The organism is Flavobacteriales bacterium (assembly GCA_020435415.1).
Classification (GTDB): Bacteria; Bacteroidota; Bacteroidia; order JACJYZ01; family JACJYZ01; genus JACJYZ01.
Map to the genome: position 1 here is coordinate 1 of JAGQZQ010000098.1, position 12,025 is coordinate 12,025.

15 protein-coding genes and 2 rRNA genes are annotated in these 12,025 nt (G+C 46.7%); 4 read left to right on the top strand and 13 right to left on the bottom strand.

Going from position 1 to position 12,025, the window contains the following annotated elements; all coding sequences use genetic code 11:
- The 3 genes from KDD36_12865 to KDD36_12875 form a co-directional block, all read left to right on the top strand.
- Positions 1–348: ribosomal RNA gene (locus KDD36_12865) — 23S ribosomal RNA — on the top strand; the annotation flags it as partial.
- A gap of 129 nt (positions 349–477) precedes the next feature.
- Positions 478–589: ribosomal RNA gene (gene rrf / locus KDD36_12870) — 5S ribosomal RNA — on the top strand.
- Between the two features lie 242 nt (positions 590–831).
- On the top strand, positions 832–1,452 hold the full coding sequence (locus KDD36_12875; protein MCB0397541.1) for a hypothetical protein: 621 nt from the start codon (positions 832–834) through the stop codon (positions 1,450–1,452).
- A gap of 44 nt (positions 1,453–1,496) precedes the next feature.
- Here KDD36_12875 and KDD36_12880 read toward each other — a convergent pair whose 3' ends face one another.
- The 12 genes from KDD36_12880 to KDD36_12935 all read right to left on the bottom strand — a co-directional run bounded on the left by KDD36_12880 (position 1,497) and on the right by KDD36_12935 (position 10,875).
- The gene (locus KDD36_12880) at positions 1,497–2,060 is read right to left on the bottom strand and encodes a DUF4256 domain-containing protein (GenBank protein ID MCB0397542.1); all 564 of its coding nucleotides are present in this window, start codon (positions 2,058–2,060) and stop codon (positions 1,497–1,499) included.
- Positions 2,061–2,069: 9 nt separating this feature from the next.
- Entirely contained in the window at positions 2,070–2,759 is a 690-nt protein-coding gene (locus KDD36_12885) for an FkbM family methyltransferase (GenBank protein MCB0397543.1), read from the bottom strand.
- Between the two features lie 349 nt (positions 2,760–3,108).
- A complete protein-coding gene (locus KDD36_12890) occupies positions 3,109–4,617 on the bottom strand; it encodes an FMN-binding glutamate synthase family protein (GenBank protein MCB0397544.1) in 1,509 nt (502 codons plus the stop codon).
- Between the two features lie 355 nt (positions 4,618–4,972).
- A complete protein-coding gene (locus tag KDD36_12895) occupies positions 4,973–5,455 on the bottom strand; it encodes a hypothetical protein (GenBank protein ID MCB0397545.1) in 483 nt (160 codons plus the stop codon).
- A gap of 42 nt (positions 5,456–5,497) precedes the next feature.
- Positions 5,498–5,932: an NAD(+)--rifampin ADP-ribosyltransferase gene (arr, locus tag KDD36_12900; GenBank protein ID MCB0397546.1), complete on the bottom strand. Its 435-nt coding sequence runs from the start codon at positions 5,930–5,932 to the stop codon at positions 5,498–5,500.
- Positions 5,933–5,945: 13 nt separating this feature from the next.
- Positions 5,946–6,890 (bottom strand): HipA domain-containing protein, encoded by a 945-nt coding sequence (locus KDD36_12905; protein ID MCB0397547.1) that lies wholly within the window; start codon positions 6,888–6,890, stop codon positions 5,946–5,948.
- On the bottom strand, positions 6,880–7,215 hold the full coding sequence (locus tag KDD36_12910; protein ID MCB0397548.1) for a HipA N-terminal domain-containing protein: 336 nt from the start codon (positions 7,213–7,215) through the stop codon (positions 6,880–6,882). The genes KDD36_12905 and KDD36_12910 overlap by 11 nt, the downstream gene beginning before the upstream one ends.
- A complete protein-coding gene (locus KDD36_12915) occupies positions 7,212–7,421 on the bottom strand; it encodes a helix-turn-helix transcriptional regulator (protein MCB0397549.1) in 210 nt (69 codons plus the stop codon). The genes KDD36_12910 and KDD36_12915 overlap by 4 nt, the downstream gene beginning before the upstream one ends.
- A 113-nt stretch (positions 7,422–7,534) precedes the next feature.
- Entirely contained in the window at positions 7,535–7,885 is a 351-nt protein-coding gene (locus KDD36_12920) for a DUF2200 domain-containing protein (GenBank protein ID MCB0397550.1), read from the bottom strand.
- Between the two features lie 8 nt (positions 7,886–7,893).
- The gene (gene katG / locus KDD36_12925; GenBank protein ID MCB0397551.1) at positions 7,894–10,071 is read right to left on the bottom strand and encodes a catalase/peroxidase HPI; all 2,178 of its coding nucleotides are present in this window, start codon (positions 10,069–10,071) and stop codon (positions 7,894–7,896) included.
- Positions 10,072–10,144: 73 nt separating this feature from the next.
- A complete protein-coding gene (locus tag KDD36_12930; protein ID MCB0397552.1) occupies positions 10,145–10,663 on the bottom strand; it encodes a GNAT family N-acetyltransferase in 519 nt (172 codons plus the stop codon).
- A gap of 5 nt (positions 10,664–10,668) precedes the next feature.
- Positions 10,669–10,875 (bottom strand): hypothetical protein, encoded by a 207-nt coding sequence (locus KDD36_12935; GenBank protein MCB0397553.1) that lies wholly within the window; start codon positions 10,873–10,875, stop codon positions 10,669–10,671.
- 85 nt (positions 10,876–10,960) lie between these two features.
- Between KDD36_12935 and KDD36_12940 the strand changes: the two genes are divergently transcribed.
- Positions 10,961–11,335: a helix-turn-helix transcriptional regulator gene (locus KDD36_12940; GenBank protein ID MCB0397554.1), complete on the top strand. Its 375-nt coding sequence runs from the start codon at positions 10,961–10,963 to the stop codon at positions 11,333–11,335.
- Positions 11,336–11,357: 22 nt separating this feature from the next.
- Here KDD36_12940 and KDD36_12945 read toward each other — a convergent pair whose 3' ends face one another.
- Positions 11,358–11,924 (bottom strand): dihydrofolate reductase family protein, encoded by a 567-nt coding sequence (locus tag KDD36_12945; GenBank protein MCB0397555.1) that lies wholly within the window; start codon positions 11,922–11,924, stop codon positions 11,358–11,360.
- Positions 11,925–12,025: the final 101 nt, after the last annotated feature.

Consider the following 12,025-nt stretch of genomic DNA (forward strand, 5'->3'; position numbering starts at 1 on the left):
CCCAAGGGTTGGGCTGTTCGCCCATTAAAGTGGCACGCGAGCTGGGTTCAGAACGTCGTGAGACAGTTCGGTCCCTATCTGTTGTGGGCGTTAGAAACTTGAGAGGGCCTGCCTCTAGTACGAGAGGACCGAGGCGGACAGACCTCTGGTATGCCTGTTGTGGCGCCAGCTGCACCGCAGGGTAGCCATGTCTGGAAGAGATAAGCGCTGAAAGCATCTAAGCGCGAAGCTCGCCTCAAGATTAGGTTTCTTTTAAGGGCCGTCATAGACGATGACGTTGATAGGCTGCAGGTGTAAAGACAGTAATGTCAAAGCTGAGCAGTACTAATGACCCGTAGCTTTCGGATTCGACCCAATCCCTGTATTTTACCGATAATTCGCATTCTCTTTCTCGCAGATGTCAAACATATTGTACCCGCTATAGCCTTGGCGAAGGCGGGTGGTTCACCTGGCACAATCCAAGTGAATGCTACAACTTTTGGCGGCTATTGCGGTGAGGCTCACCTCTTACCATTCCGAACAGAGTAGTTAAGCTCACCAGCGCAGATGGTACTGGAGTAATATCCGGGAGAGTATGTCGTCGCCATTCTTCAAAAGCCCCTCGTGTAAACGGGGGGCTTTTTTGTTTTTGATTATATCCTTCCTTCGGGTTAAATTGCTCCTCTCCTCCGCTTCCTCCTTTTTTATGTATAAGTCAATTCTTCGAACACGTGGAACAACCTAGCCATTGAGTTACTCATTCAAGTCGCCATCCTTCTGGTCGCCCTGTATCTGGCATTCTTTAAAAGTTATCTGACCGAGAAGGGAAAAAGCGCAGCATTAAAAGAGGATTTGGGCGCGCTCACCAGGGAGGTGGAATTGGTCAAACAGGAATTCTCCCGGGAACAGGAATGCCTGAAGGTGGATCTGCAAAAGGCATTAAGCACAGAGGTATCGTATCGCGATGAGGTGAGAAATGCCCTGATACATTATTACGCCATGGTGAGTGAATGGATCTACGCCACTCTTGAAGTGGGCTTCGGGAACTATACCAAGGACAATATTGATGCCCTGGTACAAGCGAGGATGAAAATCGCTTCATTTTATGCCAGCGCCGGTGTGGCCAAATCAAAGGTCACATTTCTAACGGATAATAAAGAGATTCGGCTTCTTGCCCATGATCTCTACTGTGCGGTCCTCACCTTTTATCATTGGACAGACACAGAATTTCTGAAACTTCAACATAATTGTGAGAACCTGAAATCCATCCAGGACCAGTTTATCCGCGCCACTGCGGAGCCGGATCAAGACAAGAATGTTATAAAGGATGTGAATGCCAGGAGTGAACAACTTCTCGGTGAAAGAAAACAACTGATTGATCATTATATGGCAAACATGAACGATCAATACAAACTGGTGTTACCTGTTGAGAATGAATTTTCTACAAAGGTGAAGACCTATCTGAAAACATAAGCACATCTTCAAATCGCCACATCATCCAATTTTCAAATGATTGTTCACACCCGCAGCATCCCTCTGAATCCCCGGGCGGCATAGTATGACTCCGCACCGTTGTGATAGGTAAACACATGATCAAACCTACGGTCACAGAATAAAGCTCCGCCAAGCTTTCTGATGGCGGGTGGTGTTTTTATCCAGCTGGAAGTCTTCAAGTCAAAATCTCCCAGCTTTTGCAGTTCGCGGTATTGTTCTTCGGATAACATCTCTAAGCCCATTTCCGCCGCCACATCCAATGCACTGTTTTTGGGTTTGTGCTGCTTTCTTGAATCCAGCGCTTCCCTGTCGTAACAAAAGCTCCGACGGCCCTTCGGACTTTCGGGAGCACAATCACAAAAAAGGTATTCACCCGTTTTCTTGTCCAGGCCAATGACATCAGGTTCGCCACCGGTTTCTTCCATTTCGTTGAGGGACCACAGTTTTTTCGGATGAGCTTCTAGTCTAGCCTGTACATCATTCCAGGCAAGGCCTTTGTGAAGATTCATGTTCTTTTCAAACCGGGTTTTAAGGGTGTAAAGCAGTCCGCGTTGTTGATCAGGAGACAACTGATTCTTAGTATTCATGGTGTTGATTTATTTGTCTGTGACTGTCAATGCCCTCACAAGCTTGGATTTTCGTTCGTTCGGGGTAAGAATGTATTCACACAGGTTCAGGTCTGAATGAACTTCAAATGAATCGATTTCAATCAGGTCAATGAACTTGTCATCACTTTTGATCACCCTGAAGATGGAATAATCCCATTGAGATAGCAACTTCTGAATTTCATTTTGTCTTTCAAGCCGTTGTTGGTTCTTCCGGTTATATACGGGCAAAATTTCGATCATGACAAACGGTCTGTCCGCATCTATTTGATCTTTCAAGCCTTTTAACACCTCTAGTTCGGCACCCTCAACATCAATCTTGATGATCCCAATTTCAGAATCGGTGTTGATTGGCAAGTCAGAACCACTGAAAATCGGGACATTGATGGACTTTTTCACTCTTTCCGGGCCACGGAAATCTTCCACAACCGAAGCAGCACTGTCATGATCCGAATCACTGAATAAGTTTAATTTAAGTATCGTTGATTGTTCCCCAATCCCAACCGGGAAAATTTCTGTATTTCCAAACGCATTGGCTTTGATCACCTCATTCGTGTAGCAAACACACTGTGGATTGGGTTCAAACCCGATATAATGAATGGCCTGATGGACTGCTTTGACTTTGATTAATGTCTGCCCCAGGTTGATACCAACGTCCAGAAATACTTTCTCCTTAGACAATAGCCTCCCAAGTATGTATTGCATCCAGGGTTCACTTAAGTTGAGGAAATTGTATAAGCCTGTTCCGTTAATAATGGGAATCTTAAACATTGATCCATTAATTCTTGTCTGGGGATAAATGGTGATTCTTTGAAGGATTCCCAGTCTACTTAAGATTTTGAACAGATACTTCTTCATTTAGTTAGCAAACGTTTAATGATTGTTTTTTTATCGGATGGAATCTCAAGTTAGCAAAATGTGAAGGAACTTTCCTGTTTACACTTTACTTGTTCCAAAAAACTCCTTTCCAAATGTTCGTTTGCTTTGCGGTAATCTTGGCACCAAAGGAGTCAATTGGTGCTTTAATTTCTCACAAGTAACAACCTTTTTCTACATCGGGGTATATCTCGGCGTAGGACCTTATCTGGTTGTTCTCTTTTTTTGAGATCAACTTTCTATTGAGTTGCTCCAGAGAAGTGCAACCGGATGCAGCGAGCAGAGCCAGGAAATCATCCAGGGTTTGTTCCTGGTAATTCTTTACCCGTTTCCATTTATCAGAAACCACGAGTCCCCGCATGTATTTCGGATTGTTGGTAGCTACGCCGGTCGGACACTCATTGGTGTTACATCTTAATGCCTGAATACAACCCAGGGCCAGCATCATGCCTCTTGCCGAATTACAAATATCCGCACCTATGCACAGGGCTTTAAGAATATCAAATGCGGTAAAGATTTTTGTGGCGGTGATGATCCTGATCTCATCCTTAAGGCCGTATCCCCGAAGGGTATCCACTGCAAAAACCAGCGCATCTTCCCATGGCATGCCCACGTAATTGGAGAAGTCTATGGGTGCAGCACCCGTGCCTCCTTCGGCACCATCGATGGTAATGAAATCCGGTTTGATACCGGTTGACACCATCTTTTCACAGATGTTGGTAAACTCTTCCTTACGGCCGATGGCCAGCTTGAAGCCGATGGGTTTTCCCTCCGAAAGTTCCCGCAGCTGTTGAACGAAGTGAAGCAGTCCTTCGGCATCCTGAAAAGCGTTGTGCCCCGGTGGTGAAAGGACCTCGGTAAAAGGTCTGACCCCTCTTATCCGGGCGATCTCTTCGTTGTTCTTCCTGGCAGGCAGCACGCCTCCGTGACCGGGTTTGGCACCTTGCGACAGTTTGATCTCGATCATTCTGACTTCTTTCAGGGAGGCTTTTTCACGGAATTTTTCGGCGGAAAAATGACCGTCTTCCGTACGGCATCCAAAGTAGCCTGTGCCCACTTCATAAACCAGGTCTCCACCCTGGAGATGATATTCCGAAATCCCACCTTCTCCGGTGTTGTGGTAGAAGTTTCCTGCTTTTGCTCCAAGATTCAGCGCGGTGATCGCATTTTTGCTCAATGCCCCGAAGCTCATTGCCGATATGTTAAAAAGACTGGCGGAGTATGGTTTTTTACAATCGGGTCCGCCAACGATCTCTCTCGGGAATGCCTGGAGTTTTGGACCTGGAAAGGTGCTGTGCTGCATCCATTTGAACTGCTCTTCGTTGACATCGAGTTCTGTTCCGAACGGATGTGTTTCATTCTCCAGCTTTGCCCTTTCATAGATATAGCTCCTGTGATTTCTGTCGATCGGTTTACCATCTGTATTGGATTCCACGAAGTATTGATGGAGTTCCGGGCCGATCATTTCAAGCAAGTAACGCATGTGTCCCAGGATCGGAAAATTCCTGAGAATGGTGTGTTTCGTCTGAAAGAGATCATACAATCCGAGTATAGTTAAAAGTAGAGCGGTTCCCAGAAGGCTGTATAAAGGAGTAATAACAAAGCACACCACGATGCACAATATGAAAAAGACGACGAAGGTGAACCGGATGGCTTCTTTCATGCTTGGGGGTCTTAGTTCCGGGACCTGATACTGTCCATAGACTTTGACAGTTTGGTACATTCTGGCCGCGGTATTTATATTGGCTTAAAGATAATAAGGTTTTAGGCGGTATGTCGTTGTGCACAACAGGGCCTGATGCCCCCCGGCATCTGGTTGGTCATCTTTGCGGAGCACCGCTTATATTTTTCCATTGGAAATTTCGGCAAGAAACGTAACGATCGTTTGTACAATCTCTACCGAAACCCTCTTACGCAACCTAACCATCAGTTTTCTTCCCTCGATCTCGATCTCCAGACCTTTATGTTTCTTGATCGCAGATAGAAATCCAACGGTGATATGGTCTTTAAGTTTTTTCTCATCCTGGGGTAAGCACGTAGTATTTCCTGCTGAATTCAGGGTCGATGTCAAAATCCACCTCGACCGGGTAGATAAGTTCAATCAGCTTGTCGTGCTGTGTTTCCGGTCTGATGTAAACACAACCGTAATCCTTGGTAAGGGTGGTCATACCGACAAACTCCCACTCGGTCATGCCTTCCCGCCTGATTTGGTGGGCGCTTACCCGTTCCACAGAGGTGTTAATGCTAATGATAGCAAGATGGAATTTGTGACGGTCAGCAGCTATTTCAAAGGATTTATAAAGAAGCACCTGTGCATATAAACGGAAGCTTTCGAAATGTGAAAGGTCATTCAGGATCGTTGCCTCCTTGTTGCCTTGTAAGGGTGTCAGCGTATGTTCCGATGAAATGATCCGTAGGCTGTCGGTAACGATTTGCTTATCCTCAGCGAAGGAGGATCGTTCAAATGTATCGGTTGTTTTGAAAATGTTTTTCACTGTCATTTTATATTGAATGTACTTCGCAACCGGATCGTACGGATCAAATCAATCCTCAATGGCCTCTATGCCCTGTTTCTTAAGATTTTCAAGATGATCTTTCATGGCCTTGAGTTGTTCCGGTGGGTGACCTTGCCAGTCTGCAACTTCTCCAATCACCCGAAGTGGGTCTTTCGTTCTGTATGACCTGGTTGGGTTGCCGGGGAATTTTTTGTTGGTCAGGTTGGGGTCATCTTCAAACGGACCTGTAGGTTCCACGATGTATATCCGGCCGCGGCCTTCTCCTATGGCCAGTTCAGCCCCCCAGGTGGCGGCATCCAGGGTGGCTGTTAAGTATACGTAGGCTGCTTTTTTCCGCTGGCCGAAGTTGGAGTTAAAACCGGCCCGGATCATATCCCCCGGTTTGAAATCAGCTTTTGTGCCGTGATAGTAGGTTTCAGAATCCGGGTTGGTGTCGGGGGGTGTCGCTTTGGTGTTTGTCATTGTTGAGAACTTATTATCGCAATTGCAGTTGCTTGTATCTTGATTGTAAAAGTTTCTTGTACGCCTTTTTCATATCATCGGATAAAAACGACCGGTCTATCCAACGGATTGCCTCGGGTCTGTTTCTGACCATTCGGTTAAATGCACCTGTGATCTGTTTTTCGGTAAGATCCAGAACCTGTCCCAGGTGTTCGAAATGTTCCCGCTTCAATTTCCTTTTCTTGCCATCCAATGTAAGTGCAAGTTCTTCGTCGTCATCGGGGTTTGCTATGGAGACGTTGAGGAGATCATAAGCGGGAGATAGTGCCCACCCTGATGTACTTTCAATCATTGAAAAGTTCTTCAGGTGCATGTCATTGTTTCCGGTCAGGAATGAAAACAAGGCCAGTTCAAAATAGAAGATCTTATCGAGCAAGGTGTTATCCGAATAACGATCGAGTGCTTTGCCCACTTTCTCCATCGAGCTTTTGTACTTATCAAATGCCTCCGTAATCTGGAACATATCGATCATGTGGATCTTTTCTCCTTTTTCGGTGCGGTCAACGCGCTTGCTGATATATGAAAGTTCTCCCGATGCCAACCGGATCAGAGAGGAGGGGACTACCCGGATTCCAAATGTTTCAGCCATACGCATGGTCAGATGTTCATTCTCGGGCATTTGCGGAAAGCGGTCGGAAGGAGGCTTGAGAATGTACTGTCCACCCAAAGCGTCTACTACCGTCAGCCGGGTATCCGGTTCTTCCCTGGTTTTCTTCACTAACGACATGGATAGTTTCGGTTGAACACCGGGGACGGCAACACTTCGTTCCACAACCTGCCTGGCAAGTTCATCCATCTGATCCAGCGAATATTCTATGGCTGGTGGTTTTGAAGTTCCAAAGAAATCCGATGAACATTTTTCATGAAAGTCATGTTCCTGTTCTATCGTTCTGTAGCAATACAAACACTTAGCTGGCATCTGCATCGGAGATTGGTTCCACACTCACAGCGCCAATACAGTTCCGGCAACATGCCAGCAACAATCCCATGCGATCATTTCGATTGATCTTCCAGTTTTCTGAAGCGATATTCAATAACCATCCTTCGGGAATCAACCCCTCAAAAAAGGGAAAGAGCCGTGTATCCGCATATGGGTCATTTCTCACCGGCATGGTGAATGTGATAAAATCCCCGGGGTGTTCTTTCACATATTGGTCATCATACCGAAAAATGTAATCCCCTTCATTGGTTTCTGTAATGATTCCGGCCAGATGATTTTTATAAAACACTTTTCCGCTTCTCATGCGCCGATACTTCTACTGTTCACAGGAGCCAGTTCATGTCCGAACATGCGGAGCACCAGATTCACCTTATCCATGTTCAGATTCGTTTTACCCTGTTCGATTTTGCGCACCACGGTAAGTGCCACACCTGCACGTTCGGCAAATTCCTCCTGGGTGAGATGAACCTCCTTTCGCCGTTCTTTAACAAACGTTGCCAGTCTATCCATTATATGTATATAGATATAATAATACGCAAATGTACAAAATTATATGCGATCAAATATAATATACAAAAAATGGTGTAAACTATATGCTATTGCGTATATTATTAAAGTGATGGTTATTTTCTTAAGATCTTTTCCATCGCCTTTCCTTTGGCCAGCTCATCAACCAGTTTGTCAAGGTACCGGATCTTTTGCATGAGGGGATCTTCGATTTCTTCCACGCGGTAGCCGCATATCACCCCGGTGATCTTGGATACGTTGGGGTTAAGTTGCGGCACTTGTGCAAAGAAGGTCTCAAAGTCCGTCTTGTCATCGATCACTTTTTGCAGTGCTTTCTGGTCATATCCCGTGAGCCATCGAATGATTTCATCCACTTCATCTTTTGTGCGTCCCTTCTTTTCTGCTTTCGCAATATAGTGGGGATACACACTGGCAAATGACATCTTGAATATCCGCGTATTTTGCATTCTGATGGTTATTTCTTGAGGTCAAAGCGGTCTGCATTCATCACCTTCAACCAGGCGTTCACGAAATCCCTGACAAATTTTTCCTTGTTGTCATCCTGTGCATATACCTCCGCATAAGAACGCAGGATGGAATTAGAACCGAACACCAGGTCCACCCTTGTGGCCGTCCATTTGGTCTGACCTGTTTTTCTGTCTACCAGGTGGTATAGGTTATCTGACACGGGCTTCCAGGAGAAGTTCATATCGGTGAGGTTTACAAAAAAATCATTGCTTAGCACACCTGGTTGGTTGGTAAACACACCGTGTGTTTCACCGCCATGGTTTGTGCCCAATGCCCTCATGCCACCCACCAATACGGTCATTTCAGGAGCTGTAAGTCCCATCAGCTGGGTTCTGTCCAGGAGCAGTTCTTCGGGTTTTACCGCGTAGTCTTTTTTCAGCCAGTTCCTGTAGCCGTCGTGGATGGGTTCGAGAACGGAAAAAGATTCTGCATCCGTCAACTCATCCGTGGCATCTCCTCTGCCTGGGGTGAATGGAACTTTCATTTTTACGCCGGCTGCCTCGGCTGCTTTTTCAATGGCGGCGCTTCCTCCCAGGACGATCAGATCGGCCATGCTTACTTTCTTATCAAGACCGGCCTGAATGTCTGCCAGCTTACCGAGTACTTTTTGAAGGCGGGCGGGTTCGTTGCCTTCCCAATCTTTTTGTGGAGCGAGACGGATCCTGGCTCCGTTGGCACCGCCCCGGTAATCGGAGCAGCGGAATGTCCTTGCGCTGTCCCAGGCAGTGTTGATGAGTTCTGTTCCGGTCAGGCCGCTGCCGAGTATTTCTGTTTTAAGCGCCTCAACTTCCGCATCGGAAAGGGTGTAATTAACCGTGGGTATCGGGTCTTGCCAGATGAGATCTTCTTTCGGAACATCTGCACCGAGGCAACGACTTTTCGGGCCCAGGTCACGGTGGGTTAATTTATACCATGCCCGCGCGAAAACATCTTCAAAGTATTTGGGGTCTTTGTAAAACTTCTCTGATATTTTTCTGTATTCCGGATCCATTTTCATGGCCATATCCGCATCGGTCATTATGGGATTTCTGCGGACACCGGGTGTATGTGCATCAAACGGTTTGTCTTCCTCCTTGATGTTTACCGGTTCCCATTGCCATGCGCCTGCGGGGCTCTTTTTTGATTCCCATTCATAATTCAGCAACAGGTAAAAGTATGTATGGTTCCACTTGTCCGGTGTTGTTGTCCATGCACCTTCCAGTCCACTGGTAACGGTATCTTCCGCAAACCCTTTCCCTTGCGGGTTCATCCATCCGAAGCCTTGTGTTGCCACTTCAGCGCCTTCGGGTTCAGGGCTCAGGAGAGCGGGGTTTCCGTTTCCGTGTGCTTTACCAACGGTATGTCCGCCGGCGGTCAATGCCACGGTTTCCTCATCGTTCATGGCCATGCGCTTGAACGTAGTTCTCACGTCTCTGGCTGTTTTTAAGGGGTCGGGATTTCCGTCAACGCCTTCTGGGTTTACGTAGATCAAACCCATTTGAACCGCTGCCAGGGGATTGTCCAGCGATTCGCTGTCAGTGGGATTTTCGTAGCGTGATTTTCCCAGCCAATCTTTTTCGGCACCCCAGTATATATCCTTTTCGGGATGCCAGATATCTTCACGGCCGCCGGCAAAGCCGAATGTTTTAAATCCCATGGATTCGTAGGCCATATTTCCTGCGAGAATGAACAGGTCGGCCCAGGAAATTTTGTTGCCATATTTCTTCTTGATGGGCCATAGCAGTCTCCTTGCTTTGTCGAGGTTTGCGTTGTCCGGCCAGCTGTTCAACGGCGCAAAGCGTTGGTTTCCCGTGTTGCTTCCTCCGCGACCGTCTGCGGTGCGGTAAGTTCCTGCACTGTGCCATGCCATACGGATCATGAGTCCACCGTAGGTACCCCAGTCTGCAGGCCACCAGTCCTGACTTTCGGTCATCAGTTTCTTCAGGTCCTCCTTCACCGCGTTCAGGTCAAGCTTTTTGAATTCTTCCGCGTAGTTGAATTCTTTGCCGAAAGGATTTGTCTTCGTATCGTGTTGATGGAGGATGTCGAGGTTAAGTGCTTCAGGCCACCAGCTGATGACGGAATGGGTGGTTTCCGTATTGGCGCCGTGCATTACCGGGCATTTTCCTGTTTTTGAATGGTCCATGGTCGTTGATTTATTTATGTGCTTGGGACACGTGACATGGTCTTAGTGACCGTTTAAAGTTAACGACAATATTTCACAGTAGCTCCCTGGCCATGGCGTTAAAACGAAATACTTCTTTACCTATCTGAAAATGGTGCACTCCTATGTTCTTAAAGTCGTTTTTCTCGTAAAAACCGATGGCCCAGTCGTTGCCTTGCAAAACGGATAGCCAAATGGTTTTGTAGTTTCGCTCACGTGCTTCCTTCAAAAGCGTTTCCTGCAATTGCAGGCCAACCTTCAGGGATAGAAAATCTTTCAGGACATATATTTTCTGCAGTTGACAAACACTGTCAGAACCTATGAATTCCGAAGGGGAATTCAATTTAAGTTTGGCATAACCGATCGGAAGGTTGTCCCGGAATGCGATCCAGAATACGTTCTCCTGATCTTGCAGACTGCCTTCGATTTTAGCCACGGAAAAAGTCCGCTCGTGATAGGCAAGCAGGTCATTCTTGTCTTTGAACAGATGGCCGAATGTTTCATTGAAGGTGATCCTGCCCAGCAAGGCAATGATCGGCGCATCTTCAACTGTTGCTTTTCTTATGTCCGGCATGGGATTTATCTTAAAGTTCTTAGTCTGATGAGGTGGAGGACCACCGCGATGGTGCAACCTGCGACAATGGGCAGTGCGTTGATCAGTATTCCGTAAATGATGTAAATAAAGTTAGCGATTGCGGAGAACAACCGAAGCCTGTACTCTCCTTTAGTGTACATGGCGTACAGATTCAATGACAAACCTATGTAACCGATAACGTCGTATATCATTATGCTATACTTTGTATAGTACAAAAGTATTTTGTTTAGATTTGGCGTACAATAACTGTCAAACCTGACAGTACAAAGCGGCGCCATGATCCTGGACGACAAAAAGAAGGTTTATAAAATTGACGACAGGGTATTCCATTGCGGGACGGCGGTCACCTTTCATTTCTTCGGCGGCAAATGGAAGTCCGTTATTCTGTGGTACCTCCGGCATGGGGTATTGCGGTTTTCGGAGATCAAAAAGCTGATCCCTGACATTACGGACAAGATGCTCAGCATTCAGTTGTCCGCGTTGGAATCAGATCAATTGGTGAAGAGGAAGACGCATGGCACAAAGCCTCCTTACCGGGTGGAGTATGCGTTGACAGACGTGGGCAGAAGCCTGATTCCGGTCATTGAGGCGATCACCAAATGGGGGATAGACTATGCGGAGCGAAACGGAGAATTGGTAACACTGGATTGACGATTGGCCGTGTGAGACAGCGTCAATCATTGTTCGGTTTGTAGCTCAGAATAACCTTCCCGCCCGGATATAGCTTTGATTGGACGGGTGTGAAATTCTGCTTCACGTTAAGTGATTTGAATATCCCTAAGCCATTGCCGATAGCCACGGGGTTCATGATAAGGTGGTATTCATCGATCAATCCTTCTTTGATGAGGGATGATGCAAAGCCTGCGCCTCCATACACGATGATGTCTTTTCCTGGTTGATTCTTCAGTGCGGTTATTTCGTCTGCAAGATCTCCTTTGGCCAGTGTGGTGTTGATCCAGGGAGATGTGTCAAGGGTTTTGGTGAAGACGACTTTGGGGATGTCCACCATTTTATTGGCGAACGGATGATTGGGGTTGTCGCGTGCCATCTTTTCCCAGTGGGTCACAAAGTCGTTGGTCATTTTTCTTCCGAGCAGAAGTGTATCCGAGGAACCGATCATGGATGCGATGAACTGCACGAACTGGTCGTCCGGGTTCCATGTCATCCAGTCCTGTTCCCCGTTGGGGCCGGCCACATATCCGTCTATGGTTGTTTGTATTTGAAGTTTTAGTTTTCTCATTGTGGATGGTGAATGTCGCGTGGCCATATTGTGGTTATTGTATCGCTCATGTCTAATAAACGTTTATTATCAACGGACCGTCTGGTATAGAAAACCAGCAT